This window comes from Pseudomonas kairouanensis (genome assembly GCF_004682055.1).
Lineage (GTDB): Bacteria > Pseudomonadota > Gammaproteobacteria > Pseudomonadales > Pseudomonadaceae > Aquipseudomonas > Aquipseudomonas kairouanensis.
Genome location: NZ_QUZU01000023.1, coordinates 58101 through 72827, shown reverse-complemented (window position 1 = coordinate 72827; position 14727 = coordinate 58101). Strand labels below are relative to the sequence as shown.

Genomic DNA, 14727 nt, shown 5'->3' with positions numbered 1-14727 from the left:
CCGCTCCCTGGAGCGGCCTTTTTATGGCTGGTTTCTATCCAGGTAAAACAGGTAAGGTGCGCCCGATTGTTTAGGGAGTTGCACCGCACATGACTTGCTGGAATGTCCTTGGCCTGGCGCCCGATGCCGATAGCCGCACGATCAAGCGCCAATACGCCGCGCTGCTGAAGAAAACCCGCCCGGACGATGACCCCGAAGGTTTCCAGCGCCTGCGCGAAGCCTACGAGGCTGCGCTGGCGTGGAGCCAGGAAGCTCAGCAAACGCTTGAAATCGTCGTCGAACATCGGGGTGAAACCCTCGACGAGCGCTACCAGGCGGCCTTGCATGACGGCACTGCGCTACTTTTCGAAATCCATCTGCTGCATCGCAGCGTTGCCGGCGAACTCACCGCCGAGGACACGCGCTGGGCCTTTGCGACCTTTAATTGGCTGACTGCCTGGCAACGCCTTGAACTGCCCACCGACCTTATCGAAAAGCTTGAGCGCCAACACCGCGCTGCCCTGCAACAACCCTTGCGTGAGGCCCTTGAGCAAAAAGACGCGGGCGCGTTCCTGGCCGCCTACGCAGCACGGGATCAGCATGGATGGGTGCACAACCACCCCCATGCCGAGTGGTTCAACCAATGGTTGGCCAGGCTGTTGGCCCAGAGCCACTACTGGTCGAGCACGGTGTTCGACGCAGTGTGTGCCGGCCAGAACTGGTACGGCGGCACCGATCATGCCTGCCCGGCGGGCGATTGGGCATTGTTGCTGCGGCGCCAGCAAGGGCCGATCTTCATTGCGGGCCAACGTGCCCTGGCCGCCGAGCCGCCCTTTACCCCCCAACAGCGCGCTGCACGCCTGTTACTGGCGCCTATGAGCCTGGCGCAGCGGCGTGCGTTCGCCCGGCGTTTCGACGAACACGACTGGAAAGCCTGCCAGGCCCTCAGTGCCGATATCTATGCCGATCATGTGGCCATCGCCGAAGCGATGCCCGGAGGTACCGTGTATTTCTGGCAAGGCTGGGACACCGCCACCGACACTTGGCCGTGGATCATCGCATTGGTAATCGCCTGCCTGGTGGGTGTGCTGGTCAAGGCCGAACACCTGGCGGGGCATGTGATCCCCACCCTGGGCTACGGGATACTCTGGTCGCTGGGCGCCGTGATCAGTGCCGGGCTGGCCTGGCAAGTCTGGCGGCCGCTGGCCCACCAATACCGCGTGATGGATGAACGCCTCGCCGAACGCCTGCCATTGAAGTTATTGCCCGTACGGGATCTGGTGCCCGGCGTGGTGGTGGCAGGTGCGCTGGGGTATGTCTTCAGCCCCTTCGCCAGCCTGTCCCTGGTGGCGACGTTGGCATTGATCGGGCTGATCAAGCGGCCCTTTTGCAACCACCACACGCCCTGGACCGTTCGCCATCCACGCTGGACAAATCTGGGCTTGGTGCTGTTCGTGCTCGGTGGGGTCGCCCTCTACAGCGGCCTGTTGCTGCTCGACAGGCAGAGCCTGCTCAACCGCAACCAAGGCCTGCAACAGTGGACCGAACGCCTGTGCAGTCGCATGCCGCGCAGCGACCTCGAATGCCAGGCACCGGCCACCCAGGCGCAGTGGTACGGCCAGGAGGCCCAGCAATGAATCCGAAATGGCTATTACCCATCAGCCTGGTCCTGGGCCTGGGGTTGCTCGGCGTCGCCGGCGCCACCAAGCCCCTGCAACGGGTGCAGTTGTGGCTGGACCAACGCGACAGCCCCCACACCGCCACCGCCAGCGCCCTGGCGCCGATCATCAACTGCGTAAACCGCATCGACCGGGACACGCGCCTGGCGTATTACCGCCAGCGCTCCACCCAGTCCGAAGCGCCGGACAACGATAAGTTTGGCGACCGCAACGAGCCCGAACCGCGCCTGATCCAGGCGGCGGTGTGTTCGCAGCTGTACACCCTGAAGCTGGAGCGCCAGGCGCCTGCAAGCCCCCTGATCGGCCTCGCCAACGACTACGCCGACCGGTTGAATAAATTCACCTCGCTGGCTGACAGCGTCGCGCCGATGTATCGGGTCGACGGCATACCGCCGAGCACTCAGCAAATGGTCGCCGACGTGATGAACAAGCATAGGGCGCAGGAGCTGCGGATCAAAGGCGAGGACTATTTGCGGGCTTCCGCCAAGCTACGTCAGCAGCTGGGGGAGGAAGACCTGCACGTACGCCCGGCGCAACTGGCACGGGTGGAGTCGCGTTTTGGCCGCGACGTGCATTGGCACATCCTCAACTACATGATCGCGGCGCGGCAGGCCGTGAACCACATCGAACACGGCATGCGCGATAAAACCCTCACCCCGGACACGGTTGCCGCCCTGGCGCAAACGCTGCAACAAGCGGCCGACGGCGCCAAGGCCTACATCCGCAAAGCCACCAGCCCGGAGCGCGACGAAGCTGCCGAGTACCTGTGGTACACCATCACGCCTGCAGCCGACGCTTACCTGGCGGCGCTGCACACCCTGGAACAAAACTGGCGGGAGCACGCGCCGCCGCAGCAACTGAGTGACGACTACTACTTGGCCACCCGCCGCTACGACGCTCTGCTCAGCTACTACAACCGGCAGGCGCGCAATACGTTCTAGTGCTTGCGCAGCTTCACATAGGACTGATGCAAGTCCGACGCCCAACCATCGATCACGCCTTTGACATCGTCGGCCTGCATCACCTGGGCGTCGTTGGACAACGGTTTACCCGTGCCTTTGCGCACCACTTGGGCCAGTACCTTGCCGCTGGCGCCGTCAAGGAATTGCGCCTCGGTGCCCAGGGTGGTTTCCTGGTCACGGTGGCCGGTACCGGTGCTCACTGCCGCGACAACCAGCGCCACGGGAACGTACTCGTAAGGCGCGAGGGCTTCGGTCTTGCTGCTCACAGCGGTGATCGCCGCGCGCACCACGATCACGCCGGGGCCAGGTGCGTTGGCCAGGGGCAGTGATTTCTCCAACTCACGTTTGAGTGCCTGGTTGAAATAGGCGTTGATGCCGTTGAGGGTGCCTTGCGGGATTTTCGTTGTGGCCTGGGGCTTGGGATAGAACTGGGTCGGTTCGACATACACCGCGTGGTAGCGGCTCAGATCCAGTTGGGGATCAACCCAGCGCATCACCTCGGCACCTGACGGTGACTGGGCTTGCTTGAGCTGGCTGTAGTCCGACAGAAAACCGGAGTATTCGTCCGGTTGCGTAACCTTGCTGGCACACCCTGTCATTGCGATTGAAGCGAGGCACAGCGTGTTGATCATGAGCCTAAGTTTCATCATTGAACTCCCTGGCGGACATCGCTGAAACACTGAGCTGTAGGTATAGCCAATTTTGGGGAAATAGCCGGTATTCGACCGGCCCTGCAACCGGCGTCAAAACCAGATGAGCAAACGCCGACGCTGAACTGCACCGGTCATTTGGCCCACAACTGCGTATGACTATTCCACGCACGATGGGTAAGGTGGGCCGACATTTCGTGTCAGGAGCATCGCATGCGCACCATCGGCCTTATCGGCGGCATGAGCTGGGAGTCCAGCGCCGAGTATTACCGCCTCATCAACCAACAGGTGCGTGACCTGCTCGGCCCGCTGCGTTCGGCGCAAATCGTGATGTACAGCGTGGACTTCGGTCCCGTTGAGCAGGCCCAGCACGCCGGGCGCTGGGACGACGCCGCGCTGATCCTCGAAGACGCCGCCCGCCGCCTGCAAGCCGGGGGCGCTGAGTGCGTGGTGCTGTGTACCAACACCATGCATTTGGTTGCGCCGCGTATCGAAGCCGCCGTGTCGATTCCGTTCCTGCATATCGCCGATGCAGCCGGGCTGGCCGCTGTCGAGGCTGGCACCTTGACCGTGGGCTTGCTGGGCACCGCGTTTACCATGGAGCAGGACTTTCTCAAAAAACGCTTGGCCGGCCACGGCCTGAGCGTGCTGGTGCCCGACGCCGATGAGCGCCAGGCGGTGCACCGGATCATCTATGACGAGTTGTGCGTGGGCGTGATCAGCGACGCGTCACGCCAGGTGTATCAGCGGGTCATCGCTTCCCTGGCCGCACGCGGCGCCCAGGCGATCATTCTCGGGTGTACGGAAATTGGCCTGCTGATCAAGCCACAGCACAGTGACCTGCCACTGCTGGACACCACCGAGCTGCATGCACAGGCTGCGGTGGCGTTTGCCTTGCAGGGTTAAGCTGAAGTTCGCAGGCGTGCCATGCTTAGGGTGTCGACATACCTGCCATCGCGCACCGCGTAGTCACGCAACCGCCCTTCAACCTCGAAGCCGAACTTGCGGTACAGGTTCTGGGCGGCCTCGTTGTCGGCATACACCGTCAGTTCCACCCGATGCAGGTTCATCCAGTTGTCGGCCACGTCCAGCGCGGCCGCCAGCAACCGGGAACCAACACCCTTGCCCTGCCAGGCCGTTGCCACGCCCATGCCAAATGAGCCGACATGGCTCTGTCGAACCCGCAGGTATTGCTCCAGTCCCAGTTGGCCGATGACCTCACCGCCATTCAACGCCACCAGTTGCAGCCGCCGCTCGTTGTCCATTACCAGCTTGTTGCGCCACGACTCAGCGCACTGGAACGGCATCTGCAGCACCTGTCGACACACCGCCGGTTCGTTATAGAGCGCCGCGACGCCTTCAAGGTGGGCCTCGGTAAAGCGCTGGATGACGATATGGGGTTCAGGCGTGTGCATTGTGTTTCATCCTTTGAAAAACAAGTGGCCGGCCAGTTTGATGGGGTCTACGGGTATTCTTCAAGTCCTTGCTTGGCCGCGTACGCGCGCAGCGCGCTGTTCTCGGCGATGCGCATATAGCTGCGCCTGTTGCTTAAGCGCCTGGCAGTATTCAGGTAGACAGTGTTGAGCATCAGCCGCATCCAGTTCATCAACCAGGCGCCTTGCGGTCTTGGCGGTAATAGGTATGCCGCGGGGCTTCAACCGGCCTCTAATAACAGCCGCTCGGTCATTGACCAGCGTAGGGTGGTTAAGCTTGAGGACATCGATTGTCGTGCTGGCCTCAGGGGTTAACCCTTCGACATAGCCATCACTGGAATAACTAAACTGATGCTCGATGTTGGCTGCCAGCGGTGACACAAAAGGCTTTCTAGCTGGATCGTAGTCGGCTTTTTCAACGGCGCCATATCCGCAAGCAACCTTGGTTTGGCTGGATGGATAACAGGCCACCAAGTTGCTGTAGGCGATACTCTCGGCCTTGTGGTGTTTTTGTGGAAGTACGTGTTCGATATGGCAGCTAAATTGTGTGCCTTGATCTTCTGCCCTGCAATCAGCGACTGTCGGTAACCGCCGCAAGGTATAGGCACATAAGTGGAATTGCTCTTTCAATAGCGCCTGCCGAACCGCTTCACTCGGAAAACTACTTCCTTTGCCATAAAAAAGATTATGCGGGGTATCGCGGTTTTCCCTTCGCCATTCAATCAGCGCCCTTGGCTCCGCGCCTTTTTTTATAGACTTCACGCATCACCCTCTTCAATCAACTTCAGAGAATCAATGCTGGCTTGGGCTTCCAGTACATCTGGGATTCTCCCGACCTTCTCACGCAATTGCGTGAGGTTGGCCTGGGCGGATTCGAGATCATCTTTATCAAGGTCTCGGTAGATTTGCCTGAGTTGTTGGCTGACGTTGGGGTTCTGGGACAACCCTCCCATCAACTCCTCGATCACCTCGCTGCTACGTAAACCCAATGAACGTTCTGGATGGCCAAGATATTGACCGTCTTTAAGCAACAGTATGGAATCCGCAGGCAGCTCACCCAGGATTTGTGGCGAGTGGGTGGTGATGATGAACTGGCACTTGGGGAAGGTTTTTTCCAGATTAGGCACGACGGTGCGTTGCCAGCTAGGGTGTAAATGGAGATCCAACTCATCGATTAAGACAACCCCATTTCCCAATAGCGGGTCAGGTAGATCACGATTTAGCAGCGTTAGTCTTCGTGCGAGGTCGCCAACCATTGCCAATAGACACTTCTCACCATCCGAAAGCTGTAAAACATTCAGTTCGACCCCGCCTTTTATGACCGTCATTCTTAAAAAAGGTATACGCCGCACTCGAATATCTTCAAAACCTGTAAAGGCTTCGATTGCTCTGCGTACAGCGGTGAGTTCAGGTGCACGATAGCCCGGTCGATCTCTACTGATTTCATTCTCCAAGTCCTCCTGGCTCCGAAACCAGCTGAAAAACTTCTTAAAGTCAGCACCACCTCGGCCCAACGCGTCTTCGTAGCCCGTGCCGACATCGTTGCTGGCATACTCGCGTGCGCGCAATGGCACGTCGAGCACCGCACGATGGACATCGTAATAAACAGCCAGCGGAAAAAGCGCGGCGAACTTAACTTCACCCGCTTCATACCGTTGAATGAATGCCTCAGCGTCCTCAGTCGCCTCGTTCAGACGTTGAAGATCACTATTACGGTCTTTGGTATAACTTCCTGCCTTGCGGTTCAGCGCTATCGCCCAGTCGACGTCATGACCAATAGTTAAATCCATATATACATGCAGGCGCGTGTACTCTGCCCCAACCCGAATGTCGTCTTTAGAAATTGCCCTTGATCGCTGGGGTTGCCCAACAATACGCGAGGTCAAATTCGACAAAGTAATCGCCAACGCATCTAGAATCGAAGACTTGCCGACGCCATTGACGCCAACCAGGGCGACAGTCTGCTTAGCCTCAAAATCGAGTTCCATATGCTTGATGCCGCGGAAATTGACGAGGGTAAAACGCTTGATCTGCATGATCGGCTTCCAACGTGCCCAGCCAGGTCGGCCATTCTTCAAAGTAGGCACGGATCATAGTAATTATCGACTGATCTGTCACGGCGCTGGAGGTTGCCTCTATCAGCCTCGCGCAGCCACTCGCCACACTCGCGCAATATCCGCCGCCCGTTCACGCAACAAGCGAGGCGCTTCACTGCAGGCTTGCTCAAGGGTCATCGGCCCGGCGGGTAAGGCAAAGGCGGCGTTCACGCCATGGGCATACATCTGTTCGTAGCCTTCGCCCAGGGTGCCAGCGATGACGATCACTGGCACGCTGTGCTGCTGGGCGATACGTGCGACGCCGAAGGGGGTTTTACCGCGCAAGGTCTGGGCGTCGAAACGGCCTTCGCCGGTGATGACCAGGTCAGCGCCGCGTACGGCCTGATCCAAGTCCACCAGTTCGGCCACCACTTCCACGCCGGCGCGAAATTGTGCGCCGAGGAAGGCTTTGGCGGCAAAGCCCAGGCCACCGGCGGCGCCGCTGCCGGGTTCGTCGCGCACGTCCCTGGGCAGGACCTTGGCGCAGTGGTCGGCGAAGTGGCCGAGGGCAGCGTCCAGTAGTTGGACCTGTTCGGGGTTGGCGCCTTTTTGCGGGCCGAAAATCGCCGAAGCGCCATGGGGGCCGCACAGGGGGTTGTTCACATCGGCGGCGATTTCAAAGCGGACCTGGGCCAGGCGCGGGTCGAGTTGTTCAAGGTTGATGTGGGCCAGTCGTGCCAACGCCAGGCCGCCCGCTGGCAACGCCTGTTCTTGGGCGTCGAACAGTTGTACGCCAAGGGCCTGCATTGCACCCGCGCCGCCGTCGTTGGTGGCACTGCCACCAATGGCCAGGATGATGCGCTGGGCGCCGAGGTCCAGGGCGGCGCGGATCAGTTCGCCGGTGCCGTAGGTGGTGCTGGAGCAGGCATCGCGTTGCCCAAGGGGTACCCGTTGCAGGCCGCTGGCCTCGGCCATTTCGATGATCGCGGTGCGGCTGTCAGCCAGCCAGCCCCAGCGGGCTTCAACCGTACCGCCCAGGGGGCCCTGGACGTGCTGGCTGCGCAGCTCGCCATTGCACGCCGCCAATACCGATTCAACCGTGCCTTCACCACCGTCCGCCATGGGGCATTGGACCAATTCGGCTTCCGGCCAGACCTGGGCCAGGCCTGCCGCGATGGCCTGGGCCACACCTTCGGCGCTCAGGCTGTCCTTGAATGAGTCGGGGGCGATGATGATTTTCATGGGCTTTCTCCGGTTTTTATAGCGCCCATGCTGCCAGTTGGCACCGCCGAAGACGCCGGTCCGATGCACAAGTGCGGCAAAGGTTTGTTGTTCATTCCGACAAAGCCTGGGGCAACAACTGCACACCCAGATACAGCGCCAGCATGCCGTCGAGGGTCAGCGGGTCGACGCCACTGAGTTCGGCGATGCGCTCCATGCGGTAGCGCAGGCTGTTGCGGTGGATTCCCAGGGCATCGGCGCAGGACTGGCTCTGCCCATCGTGCTCGCACCAACTGCGCAGGGTGGCCAACAGTTGACCGTTGCTGTCTTTGGCCAGCACTTTGCGCAGGGGGTTGAGCAACTCATCCAGGGCGTCGTCGTTGCGATGGCGCCAGAGCATCACCGGCAGGCGATAGCGGTTCAGCGTCAACAAGCGCGATTGCGGCAGAATATCCCGCCCATAGGCCAGCAGATCGCCGACACGCCGATAACAACGGCGCAACCCGGCCAGGCCATCCGCCTGCCCGCCGACGGCGACGCGCAAAATGTTCCAGCCCAGGCTGTCGAGTTTCTCCAGCAATCGCGGGTTGTCGACCGCCAGGGCGGCCGGTCGGCACCACAACAAGGAATATTGCGCGGAACTGACGCACCAGCTGTCCGGGTAGCGGGAGGTCAACCAGGCACTCAACGCCTCCGCCGATTGCCCCACTCCCAATTCGAACAGGTACGGTGTACGCGCCATCTGCGGCTTGAGCCCCAGTTGCTGGGCCTCGTCCACCAGGCGCGGTGAGTCGCCGCTGTCGGCCAGCAACAAAGCCAGCAGATCGTCGCAGCGCTGGCGGCGCCATTGCTGTTCGGCCTGCTGGTGGCGATGACTCACGAGCATTTCGGCGGTCATGCGCACCAGTTCGGCGTAGGTGCGCAGCCCTTCAGGTTCGCCGGTGATACCCAGGACGCCAATCAGGCGCCCGTCGTGCAGCAACGGCAGGTTGATGCCCGGTTGCACGCCTTTGAGGTGCTTGGCGGTCTGCCCGTCGATTTCCACCACGCGGCCATTGGCCAGGACCAGTTGTGCCCCTTCATGGCGAGTGTTGATGCGTTCAGGCTCACCGCTGCCGAGTATCAGGCCCTGACTGTCCATGACATTGACGTTATAGGGCAGGATCGCCATGGTGCGATCGACAATATCCTGCGCCAGGTCATGATCCAGCTCGAACATGGGGCTAAGTTCCTAAAAGGTGGTTGTTCACCGGCACAGCGCAAAGGGTGCTTCACTGTGCGCGAGCACAAAGACAGTACCCCATCACGTCACCGAGACTGTTTGGGCGATCAACGTTACCCTCGCATCGCGCAAAATCATAATAAAGAGAGACTGCCATGTCACAGAGCGCCACTGCCGCACTGGCCACCGATGACGATAAAAACGCCATCTACAAGCGCATCACCCTGCGCCTGATTCCCTTCATCTTTATCTGCTATCTGTTCAATTACCTCGACCGGGTAAACGTTGGCTTTGCCAAATTGCAGATGCTCGACGCCTTGAAGTTCAGCGAAACCGTATACGGCCTGGGGGCCGGGATCTTTTTTATCGGCTACGTGCTGTGCGGCGTGCCGAGCAACCTGGCGCTGACCAAGTTCGGCCCTCGACGCTGGATCGCGTTGATGATGATCGTGTGGGGCACCCTGTCCACCTGCTTGCTGTTCGTTACCACACCGACGCACTTCTACACCCTGCGCCTGTTTACGGGCGCGGCCGAAGCAGGATTCTTCCCCGGCGTGGTGCTGTACCTCTCGCAGTGGTTCCCCACGTTCCGTCGCGGGCGGATCATGGCGCTGTTCATGTCGGCGATCCCGGTGTCCGGCTTGCTGGGCAGCCCGTTTTCCGGCTGGATCCTCAACCACTTCGCCGCTGGCCAAGGCGGCCTTGCCGGCTGGCAATGGATGTTCCTGCTGCAAGGCATCCCTACCGTGATCCTGGGTGCCCTCGCCTACTTCCTGCTCAGCGACAGCTTCGCCAACGCCAAGTGGCTCAAACCCCACGAGCGCGCTGTGCTGGAGGCCGACCAGGCCACTGACCTGGCCAACAAGCCCAAAACCACCACCGATTCGCTGGCCGAAGTGTTCAAGAACCCGGCAATCTGGGCGTTCGGCCTGATCTACTTCTGCATCCAGAGTGGCGTCTACGCCATCAATTTCTGGCTGCCATCGATCATCAAGAACCTGGGGTTCAGCGACAACCTGGTGATTGGCTGGTTGAGTGCGATCCCTTATCTGCTGGCGGCGGTGTTCATGCTGCTGGTAGGTCGCTCGGCAGACCTGCGCAAGGAGCGTCGCTGGCACTTGGTGGTGCCAATGCTGATGGGCGCCATTGGCCTGGTGATTGCGGTGAATTTCGCCACCACGCCGGCGATTGCGATCCTGGGTCTGACCATCGCCACCATGGGCGCCCTCACCGGCCTGCCGATGTTCTGGCCGGTGCCCACTGCCATGCTCAGCGCCGGTGCTGCGGCCGGTGGCCTGGCGTTGATCAACTCCATGGGCCAGATGGCGGGATTCCTCAGCCCGTATATCGTCGGGTTTGTGAAGGATGCCACGGGCTCAACGGACATGGCCCTGTATCTGCTGGCAGCAGTGATTGTGGCCGGTAGTGTGTTGGCGCTGCGGATGACGCGGACCTTGAAGGCGTAACTCGGTCTTTGTGGGAGCGGGCTTGCTCGCGAATGCGGTAATTCAGTCAAAGATGTATCGACTGACACCACGCTTTCGCGAGCAAGTCGAATCGTCGCACCGCCGCTCCCACATTTTGATCTGTGTTTACAGCTGACCACCGCCATCGATGTCGATCACGGCACCCGTCATAAACCCATTCTCCATAGCCAAGACATACCCCGCCGCGACTTCCTCCGCCTGCCCTACCCGCCCAACCGGCAACGCCCCGCCCACCTTGTCAAACATCGCCGAGCGCTGCTCCTCGGGCAATCCCGCATACGCCGGCGTATCGATCACCCCTGGGCTGACCACGTTCACCCGACGCGGTGCCAATTCCTTGGCCAATTGCTTGCCCAGGGCTTCGGTGGCGGCATTGATACCGATCTTGATGAATTGGCCCGACGCCAGTTTTCGCCCTAGTTGCCCTGACGTCAGGCTGATGCTGCCGCGCTCGTCGAGGTAAGGCAGTGCCTGTTGTATCGCGCGCAACGCCCCCCAGAGTTTGACGTTGAAGTTGTCCTGGGCTTCATCCAGGTCGGTCTCCACCAAGTTTTTGGCGCGCACCGACGGCCCGGAGGTGTAGACCAGGTGGTCAAAACGCCCCACGGTTTCAAACAAGCGCTGCAGGGAGGCGGCATCAGTGACATCAACCGGCTCGCTACGCAGGCCGTTTTCCGCACCCGATACCAGGCGTCGCCCCGCTAGTACCAAATGGGCACCGCGGGCAGCGGCCGCCTTGGCCACGGCGGCGCCGATTCCGCTGCTGCCGCCGATCACGATGATGGTTTTGCCGTTGAGGGAAGACGTCATGGGACAAAGTTCCTGGGTAAGAAAATGAGCGTTCATCCTCTCAGCTTGGCAATCAGCGAAAAATCCCGGTAAAACGACAAGATCTTTAAAGGATTTTTACAAATGAGCTCAACCCTCGACCTTGAAGTCTTTGTGCGCACCGCTGACACGGGCAGCCTGTCGGCGGCCGCGCGCGGGCTGAACCTGACCCCCGCTGCGGCGAGTATCGCCCTCAAGCGCCTGGAAACCCGGCTGGGCATTCGCCTGCTGGCCCGCTCGACCCGCAGCATGCGCCTGACCGAAGAAGGCACACGTTACCTGGACAGCGTGCGGCTGGCCCTGGAGACGCTGTCCGAAGGCGAACGTGCGATCAAGCAGCAAGGCCAGAGCCTGAGTGGCCTGTTGCAGTTGTCGGCGCCGTCGGATTTTGGGCGCAATGTGCTGCTGGGTTGGTTGGATGAGTTCAAGGTGGAGCACCCGGATATCCGCATTCAACTGTTGCTCAATGACAGCAACGCCGACCTGTTCCGCGACACCGTCGACATCGCCCTGCGCTTTGGCGTGCCCCGGGACTCCAGCCTGGTGGCGCTGCCGGTGGTTCCCGGCCACCATCGCATCCCCTGCGCCAGCCCCGACTACCTTGCCCGTCACGGCGTTCCGCGCACACCGGCTGAGCTCGCAGGGCACAGCACGCTGCGCTACATGCGCCGGGGGCAAGCCAACAGCACCTGGCTTTTTTATCAGGGCTCGACGCGTCAGGAAGTCGAAGTGACAGGCGATTACCTAAGTGATGACGGCGAAATCGTGCGGCGCTGGGCCCTCGCCGGCCATGGCATCGCCTATAAAGCCAACTTGGATGTGGCTCGTGACTTCAAGGCCGGGCGCCTGGTGCCTCTGTTGCCCGATTGGCAAGGCGAACCCACGCCGTTCAACCTGATGTGCCCCCACCGCCTGCAAGTGTCGGAGCGGGTGAAGGTGCTGCATCGATTTGTGCAGGCACGCTGCCAGGCCTTGCTCATTGCATGAAGAAACGCGCCAAGGGCTTGTTCCAGAGCCTTTGACTCTGGTATTGCATAGACACATTTGCCTGCCTTGAGGAGCTTTGCATGATTTACCGCACATTGGGCCAGTCCGGGTTGAAGGTCAGCGCCTTGACCCTGGGCACCATGATGTTTGGCGAACAGACCAACACCGAGGACTCGCTGCGCATCATCGACAAGGCCTGGGACCAGGGCATCAATTTTATCGACACGGCCGACGTGTACACCGGCGGGCGCTCGGAAGAAATCGTCGGCGAAGCCATTGCCCGCCACCGTGAAGACTGGGTGCTGGCGTCCAAAGTCGCGATCGGCCCTACCGATGGCGTGCCCAACCGCAGCGGCCTGAGCCGCAAACGCATTTTCAACGCGCTGGAAGCCAGCCTCACCCGCCTCGACACCGACTACCTGGACATTTATTACCTGCACCGCGAAGACCACGGCACGCCGCTGGAAGTCACGGTGTCGGCGATTGGCGATCTGATTCGCCAGGGCAAGATCCGCTACTGGGGCTTGTCCAACTACCGTGGCTGGCGCATTGCCGAAGTGATTCGCGTGGCCGAGCGCTTGGGGGTGGACAGGCCGGTGATCAGTCAGCCGCTGTACAACATCGTCAACCGCCAGGCCGAAGTCGAGCAGATCACTGCCGCTGCCGCCTACGGATTGGGCGTGGTGCCTTACAGCCCGTTGGCCCGTGGCGTGCTCAGCGGCAAATATGCGCCGGATGTCAGCCCCGAAGCCGGTAGCCGTGCGGCGCGCCAGGACAAGCGCATCCTCGAAACCGAATGGCGCGTGGAATCGCTGCGCATTGCCCAGCAGATCCAGCAATACACCCAAGGGCGTGGCGTGGGCATGGTCGAGTTTGCAATTGCCTGGGTGCTGAACAACAGCGCGGTGAGTTCAGCGATTGTCGGGCCCCGCACCGAAGCGCAATGGGACGCGTACACGGGCGCGTTGGAGGTGAAGATCACGGCTGAAGATGAGGCGTTTATTGATTCGCTGGTGACGCCGGGGCACTCCTCGACGCCGGGGTTCAATGATGTGGGGCATTTTGTTTCAGGCCGCATCGCTCGTCCTTGATACACGTCACCCCAGTAGGCGCGAGCTTGCTCACGAAGCATTCAATGGCACTGCGGTTAACCAGGTTTCCCGCGTTATCGTTGACGTTTTTCGCGAGCAAGCCCGCTCCTACAGGGGGCAAGGGCGAGAAAAATCCCGATAAATGCCCCAAAACAGCGCAGCATGCGCGCGTTAAAAGCACCATAATCCACGCTTCTTTGTAACAATCGGTTTTCGCGAGGACAGCGTGTCTAAAGGTGTTGGGTTATCGGTCTCGGCTTCGGCGTTGTTTGCCGTGATGTATTACTTCACGTCATTGCTCACGCCCTTGAGCGGCCTGGAAATTTTTGGCTGGCGCATGCTGTTGACCATGCCGTGCATGACGGTATTCATGATCGTCAGTGGCGAATGGCGACGGGCGTGGGAGTTGTTGCGCAGGCTGGCGGCCAAGCCTGCACTCATCGGCGGGGCAGTATTGTCTTCCGCCCTGCTGGGTGTGCAGTTGTGGCTGTTCATGTGGGCGCCGCTCAATGGCCGCAGCCTGGATGTATCGGTGGGCTACTTCCTGCTGCCGCTGACCATGGTGCTGACCGGTCGCCTGGTGTGGGGCGAACAGCTTTCCTACCTGCAGAAGATTGCCGTGTTCTTTGCCGGACTTGGCGTGGTTAACGAGTTGTATCAGGCAGGCGGGTTTTCCTGGGCGACGCTGGTGGTGATCATCGGTTACCCGGTGTATTTCATCGTGCGCAAATACCTCAAGACCGACCATTTGGGCGGGCTTTGGCTGGACATGGCGTTCATGCTGCCGGTGGCCTGGTGGTTCGTGCAAAGCGGCGAACAGGGCTTTGCCGTGATGGACGCCCACCCGAAGCTGTATACATTGATTCCGCTATTGGGGTTGATCAGTGCCTCGGCTCTGGTGAGCTACATCATTGCCAGCCGTTTGCTGCCGTTCAGCCTGTTCGGCCTGCTCAGCTACGTCGAGCCGGTATTGTTGTTGGGTGTGGCACTGCTGCTGGGCGAAAGCATCAAGGGCGGTGAATGGCTCACCTATATCCCCATCTGGCTGGCGGTGATGGTGCTGGTGTACGAAGGTTTCAAGCACCTGGTACGACAACGCAAGGCCTGATTCCCAGGCAATAAAAAGCCCGGCCCGGAGGTTATCCGGGGCCG

The 14727-nt window shown here is 60.6% G+C and carries 14 protein-coding genes; 7 read left to right on the top strand and 7 right to left on the bottom strand.

Features of this window, described 5'->3' with window-relative positions:
• Nucleotides 1-89 precede the first annotated feature (89 nt).
• Complete coding sequence (locus DYL59_RS18470) at nucleotides 90-1616, top strand: J domain-containing protein (protein ID WP_135290455.1); 1527 nt, start codon at nucleotides 90-92, stop codon at nucleotides 1614-1616.
• Nucleotides 1613-2599, top strand: coding sequence for a DUF3829 domain-containing protein (locus tag DYL59_RS18465; RefSeq protein ID WP_135290454.1), 987 nt, complete (start codon nucleotides 1613-1615; stop codon nucleotides 2597-2599). Before DYL59_RS18470 ends, DYL59_RS18465 begins: the two co-directional genes overlap by 4 nt.
• On the opposite strand, the gene DYL59_RS18460 is transcribed toward DYL59_RS18465, so the two are convergent.
• Complete coding sequence (locus tag DYL59_RS18460) at nucleotides 2596-3267, bottom strand: DUF3313 domain-containing protein (protein WP_135290453.1); 672 nt, start codon at nucleotides 3265-3267, stop codon at nucleotides 2596-2598. The two genes, DYL59_RS18465 and DYL59_RS18460, sit on opposite strands and share 4 nt — an antisense overlap.
• A 216-nt stretch (nucleotides 3268-3483) precedes the next feature.
• Here DYL59_RS18460 and DYL59_RS18455 point away from each other — a divergent pair, with 216 nt between their 5' ends.
• Nucleotides 3484-4176: an aspartate/glutamate racemase family protein gene (locus DYL59_RS18455; RefSeq protein WP_135290452.1), complete on the top strand. Its 693-nt coding sequence runs from the start codon at nucleotides 3484-3486 to the stop codon at nucleotides 4174-4176.
• Here the strand turns inward: DYL59_RS18455 and DYL59_RS18450 are convergent.
• The 5 genes from DYL59_RS18450 to DYL59_RS18430 form a co-directional block, all read right to left on the bottom strand.
• Complete coding sequence (locus DYL59_RS18450) at nucleotides 4173-4685, bottom strand: GNAT family N-acetyltransferase (protein ID WP_135290451.1); 513 nt, start codon at nucleotides 4683-4685, stop codon at nucleotides 4173-4175. The genes DYL59_RS18455 and DYL59_RS18450 overlap by 4 nt on opposite strands.
• Nucleotides 4686-4745: 60 nt before the next feature.
• Nucleotides 4746-5465 carry an HNH endonuclease family protein gene (locus DYL59_RS18445; RefSeq protein ID WP_135290450.1) on the bottom strand — a complete coding sequence of 240 codons (720 nt, stop codon included), beginning with the start codon at nucleotides 5463-5465 and terminating at the stop codon, nucleotides 4746-4748.
• A complete protein-coding gene (locus tag DYL59_RS18440; RefSeq protein ID WP_135290449.1) occupies nucleotides 5462-6739 on the bottom strand; it encodes an AAA family ATPase in 1278 nt (425 codons plus the stop codon). The genes DYL59_RS18445 and DYL59_RS18440 overlap by 4 nt, the downstream gene beginning before the upstream one ends.
• A gap of 102 nt (nucleotides 6740-6841) precedes the next feature.
• Entirely contained in the window at nucleotides 6842-7981 is a 1140-nt protein-coding gene (locus DYL59_RS18435) for a glycerate kinase (RefSeq protein WP_135290448.1), read from the bottom strand.
• A 91-nt stretch (nucleotides 7982-8072) separates the two neighbouring features.
• The gene (locus tag DYL59_RS18430) at nucleotides 8073-9179 is read right to left on the bottom strand and encodes a sugar diacid recognition domain-containing protein (protein ID WP_135290447.1); all 1107 of its coding nucleotides are present in this window, start codon (nucleotides 9177-9179) and stop codon (nucleotides 8073-8075) included.
• 158 nt (nucleotides 9180-9337) lie between these two features.
• On the opposite strand from DYL59_RS18430, the gene DYL59_RS18425 reads away from it, so the two are divergent.
• Complete coding sequence (locus DYL59_RS18425; RefSeq protein WP_135290446.1) at nucleotides 9338-10648, top strand: MFS transporter; 1311 nt, start codon at nucleotides 9338-9340, stop codon at nucleotides 10646-10648.
• A gap of 126 nt (nucleotides 10649-10774) precedes the next feature.
• On the opposite strand, the gene DYL59_RS18420 is transcribed toward DYL59_RS18425, so the two are convergent.
• The gene (locus DYL59_RS18420; protein ID WP_135290445.1) at nucleotides 10775-11479 is read right to left on the bottom strand and encodes an SDR family oxidoreductase; all 705 of its coding nucleotides are present in this window, start codon (nucleotides 11477-11479) and stop codon (nucleotides 10775-10777) included.
• Between the two features lie 102 nt (nucleotides 11480-11581).
• Between DYL59_RS18420 and DYL59_RS18415 the strand changes: the two genes are divergently transcribed.
• The 3 genes from DYL59_RS18415 (at nucleotide 11582) to rarD (ending at nucleotide 14683) form a co-directional block, all read left to right on the top strand.
• On the top strand, nucleotides 11582-12484 hold the full coding sequence (locus DYL59_RS18415; RefSeq protein ID WP_135290444.1) for a LysR family transcriptional regulator: 903 nt from the start codon (nucleotides 11582-11584) through the stop codon (nucleotides 12482-12484).
• An 80-nt stretch (nucleotides 12485-12564) separates the two neighbouring features.
• On the top strand, nucleotides 12565-13575 hold the full coding sequence (locus DYL59_RS18410) for an aldo/keto reductase (protein WP_135290443.1): 1011 nt from the start codon (nucleotides 12565-12567) through the stop codon (nucleotides 13573-13575).
• 226 nt (nucleotides 13576-13801) lie between these two features.
• Nucleotides 13802-14683 carry an EamA family transporter RarD gene (gene rarD / locus DYL59_RS18400; RefSeq protein WP_135290441.1) on the top strand — a complete coding sequence of 294 codons (882 nt, stop codon included), beginning with the start codon at nucleotides 13802-13804 and terminating at the stop codon, nucleotides 14681-14683.
• Nucleotides 14684-14727 lie beyond the last annotated feature (44 nt).

Bases quoted from the DNA above. Each gene is read 5' to 3' on its own strand.
- DYL59_RS18470 (WP_135290455.1), top strand. From the start codon at position 90: ATGACTTGCTGGAATGTCCTTGGCCTGGCGCCCGATGCCGATAGCCGC.
- DYL59_RS18465 (WP_135290454.1), top strand. From the start codon at position 1,613: ATGAATCCGAAATGGCTATTACCCATCAGCCTGGTCCTGGGCCTGGGG.
- DYL59_RS18460 (WP_135290453.1), bottom strand. From the start codon at position 3,267: ATGAAACTTAGGCTCATGATCAACACGCTGTGCCTCGCTTCAATCGCA.
- DYL59_RS18455 (WP_135290452.1), top strand. From the start codon at position 3,484: ATGCGCACCATCGGCCTTATCGGCGGCATGAGCTGGGAGTCCAGCGCC.
- DYL59_RS18450 (WP_135290451.1), bottom strand. From the start codon at position 4,685: ATGCACACGCCTGAACCCCATATCGTCATCCAGCGCTTTACCGAGGCC.
- DYL59_RS18440 (WP_135290449.1), bottom strand. From the start codon at position 6,739: ATGCAGATCAAGCGTTTTACCCTCGTCAATTTCCGCGGCATCAAGCAT.
- DYL59_RS18435 (WP_135290448.1), bottom strand. From the start codon at position 7,981: ATGAAAATCATCATCGCCCCCGACTCATTCAAGGACAGCCTGAGCGCC.
- DYL59_RS18430 (WP_135290447.1), bottom strand. From the start codon at position 9,179: ATGTTCGAGCTGGATCATGACCTGGCGCAGGATATTGTCGATCGCACC.
- DYL59_RS18425 (WP_135290446.1), top strand. From the start codon at position 9,338: ATGTCACAGAGCGCCACTGCCGCACTGGCCACCGATGACGATAAAAAC.
- DYL59_RS18420 (WP_135290445.1), bottom strand. From the start codon at position 11,479: ATGACGTCTTCCCTCAACGGCAAAACCATCATCGTGATCGGCGGCAGC.
- DYL59_RS18415 (WP_135290444.1), top strand. From the start codon at position 11,582: ATGAGCTCAACCCTCGACCTTGAAGTCTTTGTGCGCACCGCTGACACG.
- DYL59_RS18410 (WP_135290443.1), top strand. From the start codon at position 12,565: ATGATTTACCGCACATTGGGCCAGTCCGGGTTGAAGGTCAGCGCCTTG.